Source organism: Ruegeria sp. G2 (assembly GCF_056533505.1).
Genome location: NZ_JBQFON010000001.1, coordinates 775,052 through 798,122, shown reverse-complemented (window position 1 = coordinate 798,122; position 23,071 = coordinate 775,052). Strand labels below are relative to the sequence as shown.

Genomic DNA, 23,071 nt, shown 5'->3' with positions numbered 1-23,071 from the left:
GGCGCGTTGCAAGCAGAGCATGCTGCCCCTATAGAAAGACGCATGAGCAAGAATGATCATAAGTCCATCGTCAGAATTGCCCGCGACAATGGTATTAATACCGAGCTTGAGCCCGTCGATTTGGGGGCGCGTGTGCGTGAGCTGCGCAAAGCCCGAAACTGGACGTTGGAACAGGCGGCCAACCAGGCCGGGTTGGCAAGGTCGACACTTAGCAAGATCGAAAACGGTCAGATGTCGCCGACTTATGATGCGTTGAAGAAGCTGGCGATAGGGCTGGAAATTTCGGTGCCTCAACTGTTCACTCCGCCCCAGCGTGATCAGGTCATAGGCCGAATGGCAGTGACCAAAATGGGCGCGGGGGCTGCGCACGCAACCACAACCTATGAGCACGAACTGCTGGCAGAAACGCTTACCAAAAAGCAGATGCTACCCTATCGCGCCCGAGTGCGCGCCCGATCTATGGAAGAGTTTGATGGATGGGTACGTCACGATGGTGAGGAGTTCTTGTATGTCCTGACCGGCGTGGTGCGCCTGTTCACCGAATTTTATGAACCAGTCGAGATGCGTCGAGGCGACAGCGCCTATTATGACGGTAGCATGGGGCACAATGTAATTTCGGTTAGTGACGAGGACGCCACGATCCTTTGGGTGACGTCACTTACTTAAGGTTTGCGCAACTTCGCGGTTCAACGCTTCGGTATACAGGAAATCCTCAAGCTCTTCCCGGGCTTCATTAACAGTCAGGTGGTGACGTTCGGCCAGATATGCTTCAAACTGCTTACGATCTTCACCAACGCGCGCCATGTCCCTGTCCCGCAGGTTTGGAAATCTGCGTTTTGCACGCGCATACGACGCGCCCCAGTCTTGCGTCAGATCAGCCCAGTTCAACATCTACGAGCCTTCCCTTTATTCGGTTCCAGGATTGCTCTCCCCGGTATTAGCGTACGGAGTGTGGGGGGATATTGCGGACATGACAAAATGTCGCAGGTTGCCGTCACGGCAACCAAAGGCAAAAACCCGCTGCGGCTAAACCGCAACGGGCCGACGGACCTGCTGTTTTAGTGAGTGGCGGCCGGTCCGTTGTTCTTCTGACTTGAACTGTCAGTACAGTATTTCGCACCCGAAAAATGCTGCAATTATCTGCACTAAGATATTCATCGGGATGTGTACAAGGTATAGTCCATGCCACGAGTCCGTAAAGCCCCTTGCGATGAATTTGACCGAATAAGCAATACTTGTGCAACTTGTGTACCAGTAGGCGCGAATGGTTCCGCGACCCACAAGCTCTGGTATTGGTCACAGTTTGTGACGGGTTCAGCCGAAAATCGCTTATGGCTGGCAATCTGCCCTGTCGCCGTGCCATTGCCGGATCAACCAGTTTTAGGCCCGGATATGCGCTGAACTAAAAGCCGCGCGGTCTTGTCAGTCCTCGTACCACCAGACCTGTGGCATGTATTCGGGGCCATCTCCATAAATCGGAAGCGAGGTAGGCTGCTTCAATTCCTTCACGTGGGCGATGCGGCCGACGTCGAAGCTCCAGATAGGAATGACGTAACGGCCAGCGGTTAGTACGCGGTCCAACGCGCGCGTAGCGGCCACAAAATCCTCGTGGCTTTCCGAGGCCAGCATTGCATCGATCAATCCGTCAACGGCAGGAGAGGTCAGCCCCGTGACATTCCTAGTCCCAGGTGTGTCGGCGTTTTCGCTGCCCCAATATAGGCGTTGTTCGTTGCCGGGCGACAGCGAAAGGGCGCGGCGGAAGGGCGTCATGTCGAAGTCTTGCGCGTCGATACGCGAGGTGTACTGCGCGTCGTCAACTTTTTCGACGGTCAGTTGAATGCCCAGGCGCTCCAACGCGCGTGCATAGATTTCCGCGATCACACCGACATCCTGCACCACATTCAGGCTGCCCTGGCTGATGACAAGGTCGATTTCAAACGGTTTGCCATTGGCATTGCGAAGCTGACCGTCCTGAATTGTCCAGCCTGCCTCTTCCAGCAGTTTTAGCGCCTTGCGGATATTGCTCCGATTGCGTTCGGTTCCATCACCCGCGGGCAATTCATACCCCTCAATGGTACCCGGCGCCAGTTCGGCGGCGTAAGGTTGCAGAAGGTCTGCGACGCGACCGGTGGCCGCACCGGGTTGCATGCCCAACTCGGAGCCTGAGAAATAGGACGTAATTCTGGGTTGCGCGCCACCTGTGATGGTGTCGTTGATGAATTCAAAGTTGAACGCCAGGGTCAACGCTTCGCGAACGCGCCAGTCGTCAAAGGGGGCCTTACGGGTGTTCATGACAAAACCGGTCATGCCCGAAGGTTTTTGATGCGGGATTTCGGTCTTTACAACATCACCGCGTTGCGCCGCCGGGAAACTATACTGAGTGTTCCATTTGTCCGCGTTAAACTCGCGCACGGCTGAAAGTTCGCCTGCCTTGAATGCCTCGAAGGCAACGGTGCCGTCACCATAGAATTCGATCCGCATGTCATCCAGATTCATCGTGCCCTTGCGGTAGGGGATATCGGCACCCCAGTAGTCAGGATTGCGGCGTAAGTTTACATAGCGGCCAGCCTCATAGTCATCGATCACGTATGGTCCGGAACCGATGGGTATATCGTGCAGTTGAGCGTCTGCGAACGACTTCCCCTCCCACTGCGCTTTTTGCAGGATCGGGCGCATTCCGGCGATCAGGGCCAGTTCGCGATCCGGTTCGTTAAAGGTGATCCGAACGCTGCGCGGGCCGGTCTGCTCGATGCTGTCGATCTTGTCCCATAGCCCGCGATAGCGCAGGTGACCTTCGGTGCCTAATGTCTCATACGACCAGATCACGTCATCGACGGTGACCGGTGTTCCATCCGAGAATTCCGCATTTTCGCGCAGCGTGAATTCGACCCAGGTTCGGTCCGAATCCGTCTCAACTGATTCGGCTAACAACCCGTAAAGAGTGAAAGGTTCGTCCCAGGACCGGCCCATCAGGCTTTCGTGGGTCCAAAATCGCAACTGCCAGGGTGACGTGCCTTTTTGCACAAACGGGTTCAAACTGTTATAGCCGCCGGTATTTCCAAATACGACCTTTCCGCCCTTGGGCGCGTCGGGATTTGCGTAGGGTAGCGACACAAAATCCGGTGGTAGTGCCGGGTCGCCATACATAGCTATGCCATGGGCTGATTCTGCCGAAGCGAGTGAAGCCGCAAAAATACAGGCGATTCCCGCAATTGCTGGTCGGAGGGGGTGGAGATAATCGGGGCTCATTTTGGAAACAATCCTGCTCTGGCCTTATTTTGTTTGGGATTCACCGTAGCCATGATTTTTCTTATTATCAAACTTTTAGCTTGGACGGATGCAAAGAATTGCTTATAAAGGATGCACTGCTCGATAGGTTTCTTGCCTGTATGAAACCTGCCTCAATAACTTAACGCCCGCTTCGTGCGGGCGTTTTTTTTGGCAAAACCTGCCGGGATGCACCTGCTGTATCATTCCCCGTTTCCTTTGCAGGTGCAGCATGGCACTGTGTGGCTGAATTGAAATCAGGACGGAGAGCAGGCATGAGCTTGGCGGGAAAAACAGCCATCATAACAGGGTCGAATTCAGGGATTGGACTGGGCGTTGCGCGTGAGCTGGCCAAGGCGGGTGCGGATGTGGTTCTGAACTCGTTTACCGACCGGGATGAAGATCATACGCTGGCTGCCGAGATTGGGAAAGAGACCGGGACCAACGCGCGCTACATCAAGGCGGACATGTCGAAAGGCGATGAATGCCGCGCACTTATCGAACAGGCAGGTGCCTGCGACATATTGGTGAATAATGCGGGCATCCAACATGTTTCACCGATCGATCAATTTCCGACTGATAAATGGGATGCGATCATCGCGATCAACATGAATTCAGCCTTTCACACAACGGCTGCAGCCTTGCCAATGATGCGCGCGGCAGGTTGGGGCCGTATCGTAAATATCGCTTCTGCACACGGGTTAACTGCTTCTCCTTTTAAGGCAGCTTATGTAGCGGCAAAACATGGTGTGGTTGGGATGACCAAAACCGTTGCGCTTGAGACGGCACAGGAACCGATCACGTGCAACGCTGTCTGCCCGGGTTATGTGCTGACCCCACTGGTTGAGGCGCAAATCCCCAATACGATGAAAGAATATAACATGAGCCGCGAGGATGTTGTGAAGAACGTCCTGCTGGAACGGCAACCTTCAAAAGAGTTCGCGACGGTTGAACAGCTTGGTGGCACGACCATCTTCCTGTGTTCAGATGCGGCCGCGCAGATCACCGGGACGACGATCTCGGTTGACGGGGGGTGGACTGCGCTTTGACGATGCATGGAGGCGCTGCCCCCAACCCCCCCGGGATATTTTTGGCCAGATGAAGAGGCGGAAGTATGAAGCGGATCAATCTGGCTTTGCAGGGCGGTGGTGCCCATGGTGCGTTTACCTGGGGTGTGCTGGACCGTCTACTGGATGAGGAGGATGTCGAGGTTGCGGCGATCACTGGAACCTCGGCTGGCGCCCTTAACGGAGCCGCGTTCAAATCCGGAATGGTGCATGCGGGGCGCGAAGGCGCTCGGGCCTGTCTCGACGATTTATGGACGCGCATGGGCGCTGTTGGTGATATGCGGATCGTTCATTGGATGCGCGGATTAGAGCCCGCGCATATATCGCAGGCGCTTGAGTATTCACTGCCGTATTCGATGGCCGAAACATGGTCGCGGCTGGTGTCTCCCTATGCTTACGGGCCGTTCTATCGCAATCCGCTTGAGCCGGTTGTGGATCGGTTCAATTTTGATGAGATTTGTGCAGATGAAGGGCTGGAGCTTTTTGTCTGTGCGACTTGCGTGCGCAGTGGCAAAATTCGGGTCTTTGCTGAAGATGAGATATCGACCGACGCAATTTTGGCATCGGCCTGTCTGCCCAACCTATTTCAGGCAATAGAGATCTATGATCCAAAATCTGGTCGTACCGAAGCGTATTGGGATGGGGGGTATACTGGCAACCCGGCGTTGTACCCCTTGTTTGGTGGTGACCTTCCCGACGATGTGGTGATTGTAAATATCAACCCTTTAGAAAGGGACGAGGTGCCGAAGACACCTCAGCAGATTCAGAACCGGATTAATGAGATCAGCTTTAACTCATCGCTATTTCGTGAATTGCGCGCGATTAATTTTGTGCAGCGGCTGCTGGCCGAGGGAAAATTGAAAGCGGGCGAGATGAGCCGGGTGCTGGTTCATATGATTGCGGATGATGCTCTGATGAACGATCTGTCGGCTGCGACAAAAACCGTTCCAAATCCGGTTGTTCTGAACAGGTTGAAGCAGGCCGGGCGCGTTGCGGCAGATCAATTCTTGCGCGCCCACAAGGATGATCTGGGCGAACGCAGTACTGTCGACCTGCCTGCCATGTTTGGCTGACTACTCCGGCGGCTGGGTCGGGTCTTTTTCGTTTGGGTATACCAGCCCCGCTGAAATCACCAATTTGGCTGCGTCCTCGATCGACATATCCAGCAGGATCACGTCTTCGGCTGGAAAAAACAGCAGGAAACCGGATGTGGGGTTTGGGGTCGTCGGGACAAAGACGCTGAGCAACTCACCACCCGTTTCGGCGCGTTGGCTGACTTCGCCCCGCGCTGTGGTCGAAACAAATCCAATCGCCCAAATTCCGCGGCGCGGATACTGGATCAGACAGGCTTTTTCGAAAGAGCGTTCTGTCTGCGCAAAGACTGTTTCCGAGATTTGCTTGATGCCGGAATAGACGGACCGGACGACGGGCATCCGATCAACGAGGCTTTCGGCGAAGTGAATCAGTGAGCGGCCCAAAATGCCTTTGGCAATCCAGCCGACGATGACCGTGAAGATCAGGAAGATGATGACGCCGACGCCGCGCAGGTTGATCCCAACATACTCGGCCGGCTGGAATTGCTGAGGGATCAATGGCAGCACGGCGCTGTCGATCCAGCCCACGACCGACCAGATCAGCCAGATCGTCAACCAAACCGGAGCAATGACGACAATGCCCGTCAAAAATGACGCGCGCAGTCCGGACAGAAGGCCCGAGCGGCGATGAGGTTCTTCGTCAAACGGCGTGTTCATTGCGGTCCTGAGTGGTTTGCGGAATTAGTTAAGCAGTCCGAGGTCTTGGTACAATAGGCTTATGTCACTCAGCCGTCTTTACCAGCGCTATTGCTATGCCCGCCGCCAGCCGTGCATTGTTGCGTACCAGAGCGATATTAGCTGTCAACGAGCGACCATTGGTCTGTTCGTAGATGCGTTGCAGTAGGTAAGGCGTAACGCCTTTGCCGGTGATTCTGTGTGTTTCGGCATCGGCCTGTGCGGAAGCAATGATCGGGGCAAGTTCCTCGGCAGCGATCTGATCGGCCTGCGGGATCGGATTGGCTACGAGTTGCCCACCGGGTAATCCCAGCGCCCGCCGCGCGGCATGGGCTTTGGCGATGTCCTCTGCGCTGTCCATCCGCAAGGGGGCAGCCAGCGGAGACTTGGCTGACCAGAACGCCGGAAATTCGTCCTGTCCGTGTGCGATGACCGGCACACCGAGCGTTTCCAGAACCTCAAGGGTTTTGGCCAGGTCGAGAATAGCTTTGGCTCCGGCCGCAACAACCGTCACAGGCGTTTGCGCAAGCTCATGCAGGTCAGCAGAGATATCAAAAGAGGTTTCAGCCCCCTGATGAACGCCGCCGATGCCGCCTGTGGCAAATACTTCGATACCTGCATAATGCGCTGCGATCATGGTAGCTGCGACGGTGGTGGCCCCTGTACCGCCAGTTGCAAGACAAGCAGCCATGTCAGCGCGCGACAGCTTGGCAACGCCTTGCGCCTGTCCAAGGGCCTGAAGCTGATCGGACTCAAGCCCAATGTTAAGCACGCCATCGATCACGGCGATAGTTGCGGGAACTGCGCCCGCATCGCGAATGTCCTGTTCGACCTGTGCGGCAACCTCGATGTTCTGGGGGTAGGGCATCCCGTGGGTGATGATAGTGCTTTCCAGCGCAACAATGGGTTGGCCTGCGTCTTTTGCGGCGCGAACCTCGGCGGAATATTGGATGTCGATCACAGTGGAGTTTCTCCGGAAACATATGTTGCAGCGGCATGTAGGGCACGCTTGAGCGCGGCGTCGTTGTCAGCGCCACTTGCTTCGGCAGCGATATGGGCTGCCATGAAAGTATCACCTGCGCCGGTCACGCGGGTGACCAGAACGGAAGGTGGTTTTTGGGTCAGAACACTCTCAGCGCTGCCGACAGTGGCCGAGTTGCCGCCATCGGTCACCAGAACACGCAATGCGCCACGGTCAAGCAAGCCCTGAGCAGCACTCTCGGAATCGGTGAATTCGCGTTGGCACAAAAGCCCAGCTTCTTCGAGGTTTACATAGAGCGTAGCGCGCGCGTGTTTCAGAAAAGGTAACAAACGCTCGGCCTTGCCGGGGGACGCGGGGGCCACGCGAAGATCGGCGCTGGCAAAGGCGGGGCTTTGCGCGATCTCTTCCAGCAGGTTCAGGGTTAGGTTGCCGTCCAGCGCGATGGGGCCTTCAAAAGGTGTATTTTCATAGCCCAAAGGTCCATGCATCAAGGGACGTAAGATTTTTGCTCCCGCCGCCTCAAGTGAATGGGCGTCTGCAATGGCTGCGATTAATCCATTGGCACCTTCGACGGCCATATAGCGGTCGGTCGGCAAGTCTTGCGAACGGTAGATGTGGTCGGTCACCATGCCCAGCCGTGCGCAGGAGTGGACCAGTTCATCGCCTTCGGGATCGCGGCCGATTGCAGTGAGCAGCGTAGGGGTCATCCCAAAGCGCACCAACGTCATGGCGATGTTCATGGCGACACCGCCGGGCAAGCGGGTAATCCGCCCCGGTACGTCCGATCCCTGCCGCATGACGCTGGCAGATCGCCCGATTACGTCCCACAGGACCGATCCGATACACAGGATTTCGCTGTTCTGAGTCATGCTTCGTGTCATGCCGCAGCCCCGACGCGGGTGCAAGGGTTAACGCTCACAGTCGTCAGCGCATTGCGGCGATCAGAGTGTTCAATGCATCCAGCGGGTCGTCATGTGACCAGATCTCATCGCCGATGCCAAAGAAATCTGTGCAGGGCGTCAGGTCTCGGATCAGGTCTTCGGTTAGCCCGCCTTCGGCCACCACCGGAACCTCGATCATCTCAGACCACCACTGGAACAGGTCTTGCTCAGCGCGGGTTCCATCGCCCAGCGCGACGTTGCCCACCGGGCCAAAGGCAACATAGTCTGCCCCACCTTCTCCAGCGGTCATACCATCATGGCTGGAGGCTCCGCAAAAGCTGCCGACGATAGCATCTGGCCCCAGTTCCTTACGCGCAGCCCTGACCGAGCGTGCCGCATCGTCCAGATGCACCCCGTCCAGACCCAGCCGTTGCGCCAGCAGTACATGGTTCGAAATCACCAGCGCCACGTCATGCGCATGAGCAACCTCACGGCAGGCATCAGCGGCGCGAGCGATGGTATCTTCGTCACTTCCTGCCAGAGCCAGGCGGATACAGGCGATCTCGGCCCCGTCCAGAACGCGCGACAACTGGTCGGGGAACGTGCTCAGTGTGATCGTTGGCGGGGTGATCAGATAAATCTGTGGCTGCTCGGGGGTGTCCATTGGCGCGTCCTTCGCTTTCAGTCTTTCGCGCGGTTTAGCGGATTGCGGGCGGGAAGCAAACTTTTATGCCGTCTCGTGCTGGATTAGACGCGCCGGGTGCCTTGCCCTGCGGGGGAGACGCGATTAGAGCAGGCAGACCTTTTCGGAGACAGCCATGCCCAGCGATACATCCCAGCCTTCTTTCGTGCTTGTGCGCCCGCAGATGGGCGAAAATATCGGTGCTGCGGCACGGGCGATGTGGAATTTTGGACTGGATCGGATGCGGATCGTTGCGCCGCGCGATGGATGGCCGAACCCCAAGGCGGTGGCGATGTCCAGCGGCGCAGGGCGATTGCTGGATGAGGCACAATTGTTCGACGATCTGGCCGGAGCATTGGGGGACCGCACATATGTCTTTGCGACTACTGCACGGCAACGGGGCCTGACCAAGCCGGTATTCAGCCCCGAACGGGCCATGCAGATCGCTGCGGAAAAGGTGGCCGCTGGCGAAAAGGTGGCCGTGCTGTTCGGTCCAGAACGCGCCGGGCTTGAAAACGAGGATATCGCCAAGGCAAACGCGATTATCTCGGTGCCAGTGAATCCCGAATACGCGTCGCTGAACCTTGGGCAATGCGTTTTGCTGACGGCTTACGAGTGGATGCGCCAAACCGGGGATGTGGTGCATGAGGCAACGGATTTGGGCAAAGGCGACTGGGCTACGGGGATCGAGGTCGAAAAGCTGGTCGAGCATTACGAGGATCGGCTGGAGGAGGCGGGATTTTTCTACCCGCCCGAAAAGGCCGAAGGGATGAAGACCAACCTGCGCAATCTGTGGTCCAGGATGCGGATGACGCGGGCGGATGTGCAAATGCTGCACGGGGTGATGCGTCAGATGGTCCGCTGGAAGGATCGGGGCTGAGGCTGGACCTCGCCCCCAAGTCAACCTAGCTTGCGACGAAATCCAAGGCACAAGAGGACAGCATGAGCGGTAAGCGCAGCATCTTCGAAGACGTCTCAGACTCTGAAAAACAACAAGCGGTTCAGCCGGGTGTGATCGATCGCGGGCGCGGTGGTGCACGCCAGGCCATTCGCGTCTGGCTTATGATCCTGTTTGCGCTAGTGGTCATCATGATCGCGGTCGGCGGACTGACCCGACTGACAGATAGCGGCCTGTCGATTACCGAATGGCGTCCGATCACCGGGGCCATCCCACCGACTTCCGAGGCTGACTGGCAGGCCGAATTCGATAAATACAAGCAAATCGATCAATGGCGCATCCAGAACCAGTGGATGGAGCTGGATGATTTCAAATCAATTTACTGGTGGGAATGGGGCCACCGCCAACTGGGCCGCGTGATCGGACTGGTCTGGGCTGTCGGCTTTTTCGGTTTTCTTGTTGCCCGCAAGATACCGGCTGGTTGGACCGGTCGATTGCTGATCCCCGGAGCGCTCGGCGGCGTTCAAGGGGCTGTTGGATGGTGGATGGTTGCGTCGGGTGTGACGCAAGGCGAGGGGATGACCGCAGTTGCAAGCTATCGACTAGCGGTGCATCTGGGGCTTGCATTCGTCATCCTCGGGTTTCTGGCTTGGTACATCTTCATGTTGGCGCGCGAGGAGCGCGATCTGATGCAAGCACGCCGCGCAAAGGAAACCCGGTTGTTCTCGCTTTCCACAGGTCTGATGCATTTCGCCTTTTTGCAAATACTCATTGGGGCGCTGGTCGCGGGCATCGACGCAGGTCGTTCCTATACGGATTGGCCTTTGATCGGAGGTCAGCTTCTGCCAGCGGACGCCACGATGCTTGAACCGATGTGGCGAAATTTCTTCGAAAGCCCGGGCCTTGTGCAATTCATCCACCGCTGCGCTGGTTATCTGCTGTTCGCTTTTGGTGTCGTTGTTTGGCGGCGCGGCGCGGCAAGTGCGCATCCGCAGACGCGATTCGCTTTCAACGCCGCATTCGCTGCGCTTTCGCTACAGGTGGTGGTCGGTATCATGACAGTGATCTACGCGGCACCCTGGCAAATCGCGATATTCCACCAATTCATGGCCGTCGTGGTTTGGACGCTGATCCTGCGCGCACGTTTTCTCACGGCCTATCCTATTGCAACTTCTTTGCGCGGAGCATGACCCAGATGACAGCTTTCAACGACCTGATGGCCTATCAGCGCCAAACTTCGGCCCTTGGCCAGATCGCCGGACGTCTGGGATGGGATCAGGAAACGGTAATGCCGCGCGGCGCAGCTCCACAACGGGCCGAAGAGATGGCTGCGATCGAAGCCGTGCTTCACGCACGCCGTTCAGACCCGCGTGTGGCGGAATGGCTGGAGAGCGCATATGCAAGCAGCGAAGCGGACAAGGCTCAGCTGCGGGAAATTCGACGCGAATATGATCGGGCAGTGAAGGTTCCATCGGATTTGGCTACAGCAATTGCACGCGTGACTTCCGAGGCACAGGGAAAATGGGCGCAGGCCCGCGCCAACGAGGATGTCGCTGCTTTTCTACCCGTTCTGGAAGAGGTTGTTGCACTTAAGCGCGAGGAAGGTGCAGCGCTCGCTCAAGGCGGTGATATCTACGACGCAATGGTCGAAGATTACGAGCCCTACACAACGGGTGCGCAGATTGCCGAGATATTTGGCCAGATGCGCCCACGTCTGGTTGCTTTGCGCGCAGCTGTCCTAGATCGGCCCGAGCCTGCGGCTCTGACTGGCAGATTTGACGAGTTGATCCAAATGCGCCTGACGCAAAAACTGGCCGTCGCCTTTGGCTATGACCTGAATAATGGCCGCGTGGACAAAGCTGTACACCCGTTCAGTTCTGGCAGCGGGCTGGATGTACGCATCACCACCAGAACCAGCGAAACGGACCCGTTCAATTGCTTCTATTCCACAATCCACGAAGTGGGACATGCGGCTTATGAACAGGGGATCGACCCGGATTATTTGCTGACGCCTTTAGGGCGCGGTGTCTCCATGGGAGTGCATGAAAGCCAAAGCCGGATTTATGAAAACCAACTGGGTCGGTCCCGCGCCTTCACCGGCTGGCTTTTCGATCAAATGAAAGACGCCTTTGGCGATTTTGGCATCGCCGACGCCGATGCCTTCTATGGCACCGTTAACCGAGTACACAGTGGATACATCCGAACCGAAGCGGACGAAGTGCAGTACAACCTGCATATCATGCTGCGGTTCGATCTTGAGCGTGCGCTGATGGCAGGTGATCTGCAAGTCAGCGACCTTGAAGCCGCGTGGAATGATCGTTTTGCCGCAGATTTTGGATATGCGGTCGACAAGCCTTCGAACGGGTGTCTGCAGGATGTGCACTGGTCGGTTGGGCTGTTTGGCTACTTCCCGACCTATTCGTTGGGCAATGTCTACGCAGGATGTCTGAATCAGGCTTTGCGCAAGGCCGTACCCGAATTGGATTCGCAATTGGCTTCGGGCGATACCTCGGGCGCTACCGGATGGCTGCGCGAGAACGTCCAGCAATTTGGCGGCCTTTATGCGCCACGCGAAATCATCCAGAGGGCAAGTGGTGTCGAGCCCGGGCCGGAGGCGTTGTTGACCTATCTTGAGAACAAGTTTGGGGCATTGTATGGGCTTTGAGCGATGGCCGAATAATAACTTCCTGAAGGTTTTCGCAAGTTTTTGAATTCAGGATCTTGCTCAAAAGCAACGCCCGCTTCGAACCCATCCTGTGAATTCGATTTTCTCGCTGCAAACGCACACAGCGCAGATTTTGCTGGGGGTGCATTATCTTGATTACGGCGATGCGGCGTAAGGAGCCGCCATTCGGGCCCGGCGCAGCGAGAATTCCCCAGGCAACGAACGAGACGCGGACACTACCGCCATTGGCAATCTGACAATGAACGACTTCTTTGGTCGCAACTCGACCGCAGCAAAAAACAGCAAGGGTGGGAAAGCGAAATTCGTAGCGGGTTGGGTGGACTAAAAGAAGACATTACCTGAAGACACTAATTTGTTCATTGCGTGAAGCTGAATTGATGAAAGAATGCTTCAACCGAAACGACTTGCGCAATCTAGTGGTATGTTCGACATTTTGAAAATGGATCCGGAAACACTCTGTCTCGCGGGCAGTCAAATGGCGCGCATGCGTAAAGGGGGAAATTTGGCTAAAGTTCTGTTGGTGGAAGACAACGAAATGAACAGCGATATGTTGTCGCGTCGGTTGGCGCGTAAAGGCTTCCAAGTTATCGTTGCGAAGGACGGGTTGGAAGGCGTGTCCATGGCTGGTGAAGCAAATCCCGACATTGTTTTGATGGATATGAGCCTGCCTGAAATTGATGGATGGGAGGCGACACGGCGCATCAAGGCAGCACCCGAGACGGCCTCAATCCCGGTGGTTGCGCTGACGGCACACGCAATGGCCAGCGACCGGGAAAAGGCGCTGGAGGCAGGATGCGATGACTTTGATACCAAACCTGTCGAACTCAACCGTTTGCTTGAGATAATGGAAAAACTGCTGTCAGCCTCTGGAGGTAGATCCGACTACTAAGATTTCCGTCCAGTGATGAAATATGTTTTTGCCTGGCCTTTGCCCTTAATCCTCACATCCATCGGATCAGTTAGGTCAAAGCAATGCGTAACCCGCCTTGCGGTCTCCTCTGAGACTTGAATGCGGCCTGGCGCACCCGTTGTTTCAAGACGGCTGGCGAAATTTACTGTATCCCCCCAAACATCGTAGAGAAAACGGTGTGACCCGATTATTCCGGCAACTACGGGCCCACTGTGGACGCCGATTCTAAGATGCATATGGTAGTCCAGCTCGTGGTTCAGCGCTTCGACCTGAGATAACATCCGACAAGCCAGTTCAACGATCACTTCAGCGTGGTCATTCCGGTGGTCGGGTACTCCGGCCGCGGCCATGTAGGCATCTCCGATTGTCTTGATCTTTTCCACACCAAGTTCCGAAGCCGCCTTGTCGAAGCCCGAAAAAACCCGATTAAGGTAGTCAACCACTTGCGCGGGTGACAATTTCGCCGACATCTCCGTAAAGCCAACCATGTCCGAAAACAGGACAGTCACATCGTCATGACGGTCGGCAATCGTGGCCTCCCCATCGTTCAATCGTGTCACGATTTTTTGCGGCAGAATACTATGCAACAGGTCTTTGTACTTTTGCTTCTCTGCCTCCATCTGAAAGAGATAGAGGCGCTCTCGCTCCCGCCACTGTCCTTTCTCAAGCGCGGCGTTGATCCGAGCTTGCAACAAGATTGGGTTGAACGGTTTAGGGAGGTAATCTTCTGCTCCGATCTCAACGCAACGCGCAACGCTTTCGATCTCATCGAGCGCGGAAATCATGATGACCGGGATGTCGCGCCAGTCATCGTTTTCTTTCAGTCGCTTCAAAACATCATAACCGTTGAGATCCGGCATCATAAGATCAAGCAGGACCAGATCGAACGCGTGTTGAGACAGCTTTTCCAGAGCCGAATATCCTCCGTCGGCGGTCCAGACTTGATGACCATCCCGTTCGAGCCGCCGGGCAAGCAGCGTACGGTTCGCTTCGACATCATCTACGACTAGGATGGTTCCGGTTAGCGAAGCAGTCTCCGCAACCGGATCAATCGAGCGCATGCTTTGAGCCAGATTTGCGAACATCTCAGCTGCGTCCTGCGATGCCTCGGGTATTTTGAAGCCATCGCCGGACTGGTTGTCGGACAACGATGCGAGCACATCAATTTCTTGCAATAGAGAATCCGTATGCTTCAGCAATCCGCGCAGGTCCAACTCCAGATGTCCTGCGTTTAGATCCTCTAGATCCTCAAGCAGCATTTCGCTGTAGCCCTTGATCGCATTCATCGGCGTTCGCAAATCGTGACGAAGCCTTTTCACTCCTTCGTCACCGCTTACCGTAAGCTTCAAGGCCATTCGGGGATGCAGAAGCTGGTCTACAAACACGCTTAGTTCGGTTGCAGCCTGAGATATTCGGTTCAGGTCTGATGCGGCTTCCTTCAGAGTAAGGCGTTCAGCCTCACTTTCGAGAAACTCACATAGCCCGACTATCGCACTGACCGGGGGAATCAGGTTCTGGCGTAAATTTGCCAGCCACATTGCCTGTGCCTGCTCGGGTTGGGTATTCGGGGCGCTACTCACAGCCTATACGTCTTCAGATCGAGAAGCCGAAAGGATTTCGTTCAACTGGTTCAGAATGATTTCAATCTCATCCCCATCTTTGCGGACCAGCATCTGGAACGAGCCATTCAGTTGCGCGCGGTCCTCGCTGGACAGGGATTTGGCGGTCACGATGATGACGGGAATATTCTTCCACTCCGGGTTCTTTCTTATCCCCGCCAAGAACTCAAAACCGTCCATCTCGGGCATCATGAGATCAAGTAAAATCACGTCCGGCACGAACTGAGAGAGGCGTTGAAGGGCATCCAGTCCATTGATCGCCTCGTCAATCTGCCAGCCTTCTTTTTCGAGAACGCGACAGATCAGCTCACGCGTTGCAGCCTCGTCCTCGACGACCAGAACGCGTGGCGTTGGCAGAGTTGGGCAGTGCTCTTTAAGGACACTCAGCAGCTCGGTCGTGTCAATTGGCTTGCCCAGATATTCACTGGCTCCCAACGACAAACCTCTTTTGCGATCCTCTGCGAAAGTCAACATAATGACAGGAATATCCCTAAGTTCGGGATCGTCCTTGAGCTTGGACAAAACAGCCCAGCCATCGATTTCGGGCATGAAGACATCGAGCGTGATGGCATCAGGACGGGTTGTTCGGGCCAGTTCCAATGCCTCATTGCCGTTGGCCGATGCGAGGACGCGATATCCCTCACGAAGTAGGCGTCGACCCAGAAGATCATGCACGGTCGGATCGTCATCAACCAACAGAACCAGTGGAGCATTCGGGTCGTTGTTCAATTCATTCTCTGACCGGTCAGCCAGACGCATCACGCCCGTTGACGGGTCGCGACAGATGCGCGGCAGGCGAATTGTGAAGGTCGAACCTTCGCCAAGCGCACTTTCGCAATGAATGTTGCCGCCCAACTGTTCGCAGAAGGCTTTTGTGATAGAAAGCCCCAATCCGGTACCACCGTAATTACGCGTCGTTGAGGAATCTGCCTGCGTAAACGCATCGAATATCCTCTCGACTTGCTCTGGCGACATGCCGATGCCGTGATCGGTGACCGCAAATTCCAGTCGATCTGTGTCGTTCGATTTTACAACCGATAACGTGATATTTTCATGTTCTGTGAACTTACAAGCATTGGACAACAAGTTCAGCAGGGCTTGCCGCACCTTGGTCAAGTCACAGACCATCTCGCCGATATCTTCGGGGCACTCAATTTCCAGCGCGTTGTTGTTCTGCTCAGCCAACGGCTGCACTGTCGCGCTAACATCTTTGATCATCTGGAAAACGTCGAAAGTTTCCAGTTCGAACTCCATCTTTCCGGCTTCGATTTTGGAGAGGTCCAATACATCATTGATCAACGCAAGCAGGTGTTTCCCGGCAGATTGGATCTTCTTCAAGTCGCTCAGGTTTGCGTCATCCTTCTGGTCGATGGCTTCTTCCAGCATCAGTTCACTATATCCAATGATCGCATTCAGCGGCGTGCGCAGTTCATGGCTCATATTGGCAAGGAAAGTGCTTTTGGTCTTATTGGCGGTCTCAGCGATATCGCGGGCCACCCGCAACTCGCTCTCCACACGTTTTTGCCGCGTAATATCCCGACCGTAGATATTCGCGTATCCTCCTTCCGGAACCGGCCACAGCAAAAGAGAATAGGTCTGACCACCAGCCTTATACTGGAAATCTGCCCGTTGATCATCCTGCAAACCCTTGGCAACACGTTTACGCCAACCCGTTCCCACTCGGTCACCAACTTTTAGCTTCAGCGCTTCGATTAATGGAGCGCTTGCCTTATTGGCGTAAGTCAGTTCGCCCTGATCGGTGATACGCAACACCGGGTTCGGGTTCTCTTCCGGAATGCGGGCCAGTTCACGTATCTGGTTTTCGGCTTTAAGTTGATCGTTCAAGGCCCTTGAGTTGGCCAGGCTCAACTTGATGCTATCGATCGCAGTTGATCGTGTCAGAAACGTAAGCTTTACGATTGCCAAAAACACGCCAAGAACGATGAAGGTGTTGATATACCACGCCAATGGACCCCACAGCAACATGGCAATCCAAGTAAAAAACAGAATTTGGCTTGAGAAACCAAAGGACACTCTCATCGAAAATGTCGTCGACCCGCCCAGTGCGCCGACAAATGCAAACAAATACAGCATCATCTGCTCGTAAGGAACCAAGTATGGCATCATGAACAAGTTGAAACTACCCCAACCAGCCCCCAAAACCATCGAGGTGACCAGGATGACTTTCAGCCGCCGATGGGATATCGATCTAGGCCTGGGTTTAGTACGCAGTTTATAGTAGCTCTGCATGCCCAACAGGTTCACAATCGCCAGTACCGCAAGCGATCCGATCGCAGGGATCGTCAGATGGGAAGGCCCAATCTGCACGATCTGAACAGCAAACGCCGTCAAAAACGAAAGCGCAAAAACGGGTGTCGTAGACACCACATTCAGTGCTTCGTAAATGCGTAGTTCGCCTTCGTAATCCTGTTCTTGCATGCCCGGCACACGCTTCTCCCCCAAAAGCCGCCCAATTTTCGGTCACTAAATCAGGTACGGCCCTAATCTTGCAAGATTTATCGACGGTTGCATTTTTGAATGTGCTCGTTGCGTACGGTTAGGTTCTCATGGTTCGGGCAGCGAGTTTTCATTTCAATACTGTTCCTGAGCCATCCTATATTTCTGCTATGACGCTCAAGAGGCCATAGTTTTGCGCGAGAACGTCCAGCAATTTGGCGGCCTTTATGCACCACGCGAAATCATCCAGAGGGCAAGTGGTGTCGAGCCCGGGCCGAAGGCGTTGTTGACCTATCTTGAGAACAAGTTTGAGGCATTGTATGGGCTTTGAGCGAGGGCCGAATATTAACCTCTATAAGGCGTATGAAAGTTAACGAATTCAGGATTTTGCTTAATAGCAACATCCGCTTCGAGCCCAAAGCGGACACTCGCTCAATCTTGATTGGGTGTCGATTATTATCCCACAACCGTTTTATTGACTGATCGGTTGCCAGAATCGCAGTCTTAGGTGATCCTTCAAGAAATCGAAGGATCGCAATATGTTTAGGTTTCTATTAATTGCATTCGGTATTTGCGTATCTACTTCAGCGTTAACGCAAGAGTCGTCCGAAGATGTAGCGGCAAAAGATGATACCTCGGCGACCTCGTCCAGTCTGCTAACTGACGCTGAGTTGCAGACATTGGTCGCCCCGGTTGCTCTTTATCCCGACACGTTACTCATACAGATATTTGTCGCGGCAACCCAGCCATTGGAAATTGTTAAGGCTGAACGGTATTTGCTCGATAACGCCGACCGCGACCCTGTTGAACTGGAACCGGAAATCGATGCAATGGGATGGGATCCTTCTGTCAGTGTGTTGGCAACGGCGTTCCCCCAAGTTGTTGGTCAGATGGCCACCCATATCGACTGGACCGAGACAGTTGGCACTGCCATGTTGGCCCAGTCCGACGATGTGATGGATGCGGTGCAGGTCATGCGGGATCAGGCAATTGACAGCGGCGCTCTTGTTTCAGGGCCCGAGCAAACTGTCGAAGTGTCTGAGGACGACACCGTAGTAATTACGCCGACAGAACCCGAGACGGTATACGTCCCACAATACAATCCCGAGACGATTTATACTGGCCCGTCAACCGGGGATGTTGTGGGCGCAGCACTACTGACTTTTGGCGCTGTTGCCCTGATCGACGAAATTTTCGACGACGACGATGATTGGAACGACTACTGGGGGTGCCGAAATTGCGGTGGCTGGGGCGGCGGTCCGATTTATAGAAATCCAGACATCGACATAGACGTGGATGGCAACGTCAATATCGGCAATGATATAGATTTAGGTGACCGAACGGATATCGGATGGAACCCCGATCCTGACCGGCAACAGGAGGCCCGGAACAAAATAGCGGACCACAAAAGACCCGAAGGTGGCCGTAGCGACTTGCCGGTTAACCGTCCTGACGGTCGCACGGATGAGCTGCGTGCAAAGTTGAGCCGAGAATCTGGTGCTGCAGATATTAGCCGGGACCGCGGGGCGGCTGCAGCCGCGGTCGGTGCGGGTGCAGGGGCTGTAGCAGGCGGTGCCTTGGCGAACCGGAACAACGCTGATCGGGACAAGGCTGCCGCAAAGCAACAAGCCATTGATCGCACCAAACGTCCAGATTCAGCGAAAAAGCCAGTCGCACAAAGACCGCAGACCGCCAAGAAGCCGCAAGCGAAGAAAGCCGCATCGACGCAGCGCAAGCCCGCGGCATCCAAAGGGAAAGCGATGAAGAAAAAGGCGTCCGGCAGCAGAACTCAAAGCGCGTCCAAGCGTGGACACGCCGCTAAAGGCAAGCGGAGACGGTAAAATGCGTAGATCAGTATTTTCAATTTTGTTGCTTGCCGCGACCACAAGCACGGCCCTCTCTGAAGGAGCCAGATTTGATACGCCGCAAACCGCACTGGATGCTTTTGTTGATGCGTTGAAGGCTAATGATCAGAGCAAGCTGATCGAAATTTTCGGGCCTGAAGCCGAGGATTTGGTTGGAACGGGTGATCCGACGGAAGATCAAGAAAGAAGGCAGGAAGTGCTTGGCATGTATGCCGAGGGGTATCGCTTCCGGCCTGAGGACGATGGCGTTGTACTTCTTCTAGGTGAAGACGGTTGGCCTTTTCCTATCCCAATTCTGCGTAAAGATGACGGTTGGCGCTTTGACCTGGAGGCTGGGATCGAGGAACTTTCAGCTCGTGAAATAGGCTTGAATGAGTTGGAAGTGATCGAATTGCTTGAGGCCTATGTTGACCTGCAGGCAGCTTTCCGGCTTGTGGACCATAACGGGAATGGCGTTATGGAATTCGCTCAGACGATCATTTCCGATCCGGAAGAGCAGAACGGTCTCTTCTGGCCTGGAAAAGACAGCTTTGTCGGTGCAGCGCTTGCCCGCGCCGCAGCTTCGGGGTGGAGTGACGGTCAGGTTGACTATGAAGCCGAACCGTTTCTTGGCTATTATTACACAATCTTGCAAGAGCAGGGCCCTAACGCTCCAGGAGGTGCCTACCCCTATTTCGTCGGGGATCACTTTGTTGCAGGACATGCCTTGCTGGCAATACCGGCAGACTACGGAGAAACTGGTATTCATTCCTTTCTGGTAGGCGAAAACGGCATAGTCTACGAGGCAGATTTTGGCCCGGAGACACTCAGTATTGCATCTGAAATTTCTGCTTATGATCCAGACACGAATTGGTCACCGGTCGAGTAATATTTGGATTGAAAGTGTCGCTTAAACTCTGCGCTTTGCTGAGGCCACTATTTGCGGTTCGTGTGACAAGCTTCAAGTCGATGGTTACGTGTACCCGAACAGGTTCAGCCCGGATCGCTCTTGCAACACCCATTGTGACTGCGAGCAAATTGCCCATCTTACGACTTGATCCATTCTTCTGCCTTCACACGTTTCGACTGAATGACTGAAAAGTCCGCAGAGCTGTAATTGGAAGGTTTAGACCAAAGAAACCGAGCTTAACTCACCCGATTTCTTTCTCGATCCTTCATTCTTCGGCTTCTTCATCACCCTGGTCTGCAATCCAGGCAACACTGACGACTTCTTCGCCCTTGCCCGTGTTGAAGACTTTCACCCCGCCCGCGCTGCGGGAGCGGAAAGAGATCCCATCAACCGGCACCCGGATCGACTGACCCTTTGAGGTGGCCAGCATGATCTGGTCGTCAATATCAACGGGGAAGGATGCCACCAATTTACCGCCGCGCATGGCCTTGTCCATCGCTGCCACGCCCATACCGCCGCGTCCGCGAACCGGGTAATCGTGGCTTGAGCTCAGCTTGCCCGCGCCCCCTGCCGTAATGGTCAGGATCAGGTTCTCGGCAGCCGACATCTCGGCATAACGTTCCTGCGGCAGCACGCTGTCGGCGTTTCCTTCATCTTCGTCCGTCTCGGATTCGTCGGTGACACCGGCCATCAGGCGGCGCATTTTAAGGTACGCGGCCCGTTCATCCGAGGTGGCGTTGAAGTGGCGGATAACCGACATCGAAACCACCTCATCATCGCCGGTTAGACGTACACCGCGTACACCAACAGACGACCGGCTGTTGAACACCCGTACATCTGTTGTTGGGAAGCGGATTGCGCGGCCAGATTTAGTGACCAGCATGACGTCATCATCTTCGGAACAGATACGAGCGTTGATCAACTTGGTGTCGGCGTGATCCTCTTCGAACTTCATGGCGATCTTGCCGTTGCGCTTGACGTTGGTGAAATCGGACAAACGGTTGCGCCGCACAGTGCCCGCACTGGTGGCGAAGATGATCTGCAGGTTTTCCCATTCTTCATCCGGCACATCCACCGGCATAATTGCAGCAATAGAAACCCCGGTTGGAATCGGCAGGATGTTGACGATGGCTTTGCCTTTGCCAGTCCGCCCCGATTGCGGCAGTCGCCAGGTCTTAAGCTTGTAGACCATGCCATCCGTTGTGAAGAACAACAACTGCGTGTGGGTATTTGCCACGAAGAGGGTGGTGACCACGTCTTCTTCTTTGGTCTGCATGCCTGACAGACCTTTGCCACCGCGCTTCTGGGCGCGAAAATCAGCCAGTGGGGTGCGCTTGATGTATCCGCCCGATGTGACGGTCACGACCATATCCTCACGCTCGATCAGATCCTCGTCTTCCATGTCGCCGGACCAATCGACGATCTCGGTGCGACGTGGAACGGCAAACTGGTCGCGCACGCTGCGCAGCTCATCGCCGATGATCGACATGATGCGTTCGCGCGAAGATAGAATATCCAAGTATTCCTTGATCTTGGCGGCGAGTTCTTCAAGCTCGTCCGTGACCTCTTTGACACCCAGTTGGGTCAGCCGCTGCAGGCGCAGCTCAAGGATGGCGCGGGCCTGAACCTCGGTCAGGTTATAGGTGCCGTCGTCGTTCATCTTTGACAGAGGATCGTCGATCAGACGCAGATAGCCTTCGATATCAGCCGCCGGCCAACGGCGGGTCATCAGCTTTTCACGTGCTTGTGCCGCGTCTGCAGACGAGCGGATCGTGGCGACCACTTCGTCCACATTGGAAACAGCGACCGCTAGACCACAGAGGATATGGCTGCGTTCGCGTGCTTTGCGCAGATCGTACGCAGTACGACGTGCAACCACATCCTCGCGAAAGTCGATGAAGGATGTCAGGAAGCGGCGCAAAGTCAGCTGTTCGGGGCGACCACCATTCAAGGCCAGCATGTTGCAGCCGAAAGAAGTTTGCATCGGTGAGAAACGATAGAGCTGGTTCAACACCACTTCGGGTGTTGCATCGCGTTTCAATTCGACGACAACGCGCACACCATTACGGTCGGATTCGTCCTGCACATGGGACACACCTTCAATCCGCTTCTCACGCACGGCCTCGGCAATCTTTTCGATCATCGCGGCTTTGTTCACCTGATAGGGGATCTCATCGACAACGATGGCGTAGCGGTCCTTACGAAGCTCCTCGACACGGGTCTTTGCACGGATGATGACGCTGCCACGGCCCTCCAAATAAGCTTTGCGCGCGCCGGACCGGCCCAGCATTACGCCGCCGGTCGGGAAATCGGGTCCGGGGACGTATTCGATCAACTGTTCCGAGGTCAAATCCGGGTCATCGATCAGCGCCAGAGTTGCATCAACCACTTCACCCAGATTGTGCGGAGGGATGTTCGTTGCCATACCCACGGCGATACCGCCGGCACCGTTGACGAGCATATTTGGGAAACGGGCGGGCAGGACAGTGGGTTCCTTGTCCTTGCCGTCGTAATTGTCCTGAAAATCGACCGTTTCTTTTTCGATATCGGCCAGCAGGGATGCGGCGGGCTTGTCCATCCGCACTTCGGTATAACGCATGGCAGCCGGGTTATCGCCGTCCATCGAGCCAAAGTTGCCCTGACCATCCAGTAGCGGCAGGGACATCGAGAAATCCTGTGCCATCCGCACCAGCGCGTCATAGATCGCACTATCACCATGCGGGTGGTACTTACCCATCACGTCGCCGACCGGGCGGGCCGATTTGCGGTAGGCCTTTTCGTGCGTGTTACCGGTTTCGTGCATTGCATACAGGATTCGGCGGTGCACTGGTTTCAAACCATCGCGCAGATCGGGAATGGCGCGCGACACGATGACCGACATGGCATAGTCCAGATAGGACGTGCGCATCTCGGATTCGATGGATACCGTCGGGCCGTCATAAACCGGGCGCTCGGGCGGTGTTTCATCCATGTTTTCAGGTATTTCTGGCGTATCGCTCACGTAGGCTGCCCGTGTCTTGTTTTTGATCTATATCTTGTGGATGCACCTTATCAGACCAGGCATATAAGGTGCAAGCAAGCAACCGTCTTGTGGCTAAA

18 protein-coding genes are annotated in these 23,071 nt (G+C 55.2%); 9 read left to right on the top strand and 9 right to left on the bottom strand.

Annotation, left to right across the window (positions count from 1 at the left end; all coding sequences use genetic code 11):
- Positions 1 to 42: 42 nt before the first annotated feature.
- Positions 43 to 666: a helix-turn-helix domain-containing protein gene (locus ACR0DU_RS03930; RefSeq protein ID WP_010440326.1), complete on the top strand. Its 624-nt coding sequence runs from the start codon at positions 43 to 45 to the stop codon at positions 664 to 666.
- Here the strand turns inward: ACR0DU_RS03930 and ACR0DU_RS03925 are convergent.
- Together ACR0DU_RS03925 and ACR0DU_RS03920 are read right to left on the bottom strand one after the other, a co-directional pair.
- The gene (locus ACR0DU_RS03925) at positions 655 to 891 is read right to left on the bottom strand and encodes a hypothetical protein (protein WP_010440325.1); all 237 of its coding nucleotides are present in this window, start codon (positions 889 to 891) and stop codon (positions 655 to 657) included. The two genes, ACR0DU_RS03930 and ACR0DU_RS03925, sit on opposite strands and share 12 nt — an antisense overlap.
- A gap of 531 nt (positions 892 to 1,422) precedes the next feature.
- On the bottom strand, positions 1,423 to 3,249 hold the full coding sequence (locus ACR0DU_RS03920) for an extracellular solute-binding protein (RefSeq protein WP_480872575.1): 1,827 nt from the start codon (positions 3,247 to 3,249) through the stop codon (positions 1,423 to 1,425).
- A gap of 293 nt (positions 3,250 to 3,542) precedes the next feature.
- On the opposite strand from ACR0DU_RS03920, the gene ACR0DU_RS03915 reads away from it, so the two are divergent.
- Together ACR0DU_RS03915 and ACR0DU_RS03910 are read left to right on the top strand one after the other, a co-directional pair.
- A complete protein-coding gene (locus ACR0DU_RS03915) occupies positions 3,543 to 4,316 on the top strand; it encodes a 3-hydroxybutyrate dehydrogenase (protein WP_480872573.1) in 774 nt (257 codons plus the stop codon).
- 65 nt (positions 4,317 to 4,381) lie between these two features.
- A complete protein-coding gene (locus tag ACR0DU_RS03910) occupies positions 4,382 to 5,407 on the top strand; it encodes a patatin-like phospholipase family protein (RefSeq protein ID WP_480872571.1) in 1,026 nt (341 codons plus the stop codon).
- Here ACR0DU_RS03910 and ACR0DU_RS03905 read toward each other — a convergent pair whose 3' ends face one another.
- The 4 genes from ACR0DU_RS03905 to ACR0DU_RS03890 form a co-directional block, all read right to left on the bottom strand.
- Positions 5,408 to 6,085: a DUF502 domain-containing protein gene (locus ACR0DU_RS03905; protein ID WP_010440321.1), complete on the bottom strand. Its 678-nt coding sequence runs from the start codon at positions 6,083 to 6,085 to the stop codon at positions 5,408 to 5,410.
- 64 nt (positions 6,086 to 6,149) lie between these two features.
- On the bottom strand, positions 6,150 to 7,064 hold the full coding sequence (locus tag ACR0DU_RS03900; protein ID WP_480872570.1) for a pseudouridine-5'-phosphate glycosidase: 915 nt from the start codon (positions 7,062 to 7,064) through the stop codon (positions 6,150 to 6,152).
- The gene (locus ACR0DU_RS03895) at positions 7,061 to 7,954 is read right to left on the bottom strand and encodes a PfkB family carbohydrate kinase (RefSeq protein ID WP_480872568.1); all 894 of its coding nucleotides are present in this window, start codon (positions 7,952 to 7,954) and stop codon (positions 7,061 to 7,063) included. Before ACR0DU_RS03895 ends, ACR0DU_RS03900 begins: the two co-directional genes overlap by 4 nt.
- A gap of 55 nt (positions 7,955 to 8,009) precedes the next feature.
- Positions 8,010 to 8,630 carry a thiamine phosphate synthase gene (locus tag ACR0DU_RS03890; protein ID WP_170781725.1) on the bottom strand — a complete coding sequence of 207 codons (621 nt, stop codon included), beginning with the start codon at positions 8,628 to 8,630 and terminating at the stop codon, positions 8,010 to 8,012.
- Positions 8,631 to 8,784: 154 nt separating this feature from the next.
- Here ACR0DU_RS03890 and ACR0DU_RS03885 point away from each other — a divergent pair, with 154 nt between their 5' ends.
- The 4 genes from ACR0DU_RS03885 (at position 8,785) to ACR0DU_RS03870 (ending at position 13,121) form a co-directional block, all read left to right on the top strand.
- Positions 8,785 to 9,528, top strand: coding sequence for an RNA methyltransferase (locus tag ACR0DU_RS03885; RefSeq protein WP_170470631.1), 744 nt, complete (start codon positions 8,785 to 8,787; stop codon positions 9,526 to 9,528).
- A gap of 62 nt (positions 9,529 to 9,590) precedes the next feature.
- Positions 9,591 to 10,736: a heme A synthase gene (ctaA, locus tag ACR0DU_RS03880; protein ID WP_480872566.1), complete on the top strand. Its 1,146-nt coding sequence runs from the start codon at positions 9,591 to 9,593 to the stop codon at positions 10,734 to 10,736.
- A 5-nt stretch (positions 10,737 to 10,741) separates the two neighbouring features.
- Complete coding sequence (locus ACR0DU_RS03875; RefSeq protein ID WP_480872749.1) at positions 10,742 to 12,211, top strand: carboxypeptidase M32; 1,470 nt, start codon at positions 10,742 to 10,744, stop codon at positions 12,209 to 12,211.
- Positions 12,212 to 12,671: 460 nt separating this feature from the next.
- The gene (locus ACR0DU_RS03870) at positions 12,672 to 13,121 is read left to right on the top strand and encodes a response regulator (protein WP_480872564.1); all 450 of its coding nucleotides are present in this window, start codon (positions 12,672 to 12,674) and stop codon (positions 13,119 to 13,121) included.
- Here ACR0DU_RS03870 and ACR0DU_RS03865 read toward each other — a convergent pair.
- Together ACR0DU_RS03865 and ACR0DU_RS03860 are read right to left on the bottom strand one after the other, a co-directional pair.
- On the bottom strand, positions 13,118 to 14,722 hold the full coding sequence (locus ACR0DU_RS03865) for an adenylate/guanylate cyclase domain-containing protein (protein ID WP_480872562.1): 1,605 nt from the start codon (positions 14,720 to 14,722) through the stop codon (positions 13,118 to 13,120). The two genes, ACR0DU_RS03870 and ACR0DU_RS03865, sit on opposite strands and share 4 nt — an antisense overlap.
- A 3-nt stretch (positions 14,723 to 14,725) precedes the next feature.
- Positions 14,726 to 17,200, bottom strand: a complete 2,475-nt coding sequence (locus ACR0DU_RS03860; protein WP_480872560.1) for a response regulator — start codon at positions 17,198 to 17,200, stop codon at positions 14,726 to 14,728.
- Between the two features lie 557 nt (positions 17,201 to 17,757).
- Between ACR0DU_RS03860 and ACR0DU_RS03855 the strand changes: the two genes are divergently transcribed.
- Together ACR0DU_RS03855 and ACR0DU_RS03850 are read left to right on the top strand one after the other, a co-directional pair.
- A complete protein-coding gene (locus ACR0DU_RS03855; protein ID WP_480872558.1) occupies positions 17,758 to 19,059 on the top strand; it encodes a DUF3300 domain-containing protein in 1,302 nt (433 codons plus the stop codon).
- Between the two features lies 1 nt (position 19,060).
- On the top strand, positions 19,061 to 19,951 hold the full coding sequence (locus ACR0DU_RS03850; RefSeq protein ID WP_480872556.1) for a DUF2950 family protein: 891 nt from the start codon (positions 19,061 to 19,063) through the stop codon (positions 19,949 to 19,951).
- 286 nt (positions 19,952 to 20,237) lie between these two features.
- Here ACR0DU_RS03850 and gyrA read toward each other — a convergent pair whose 3' ends face one another.
- Positions 20,238 to 22,943: a DNA gyrase subunit A gene (gyrA, locus tag ACR0DU_RS03845; protein WP_319547318.1), complete on the bottom strand. Its 2,706-nt coding sequence runs from the start codon at positions 22,941 to 22,943 to the stop codon at positions 20,238 to 20,240.
- Positions 22,944 to 23,071: the final 128 nt, after the last annotated feature.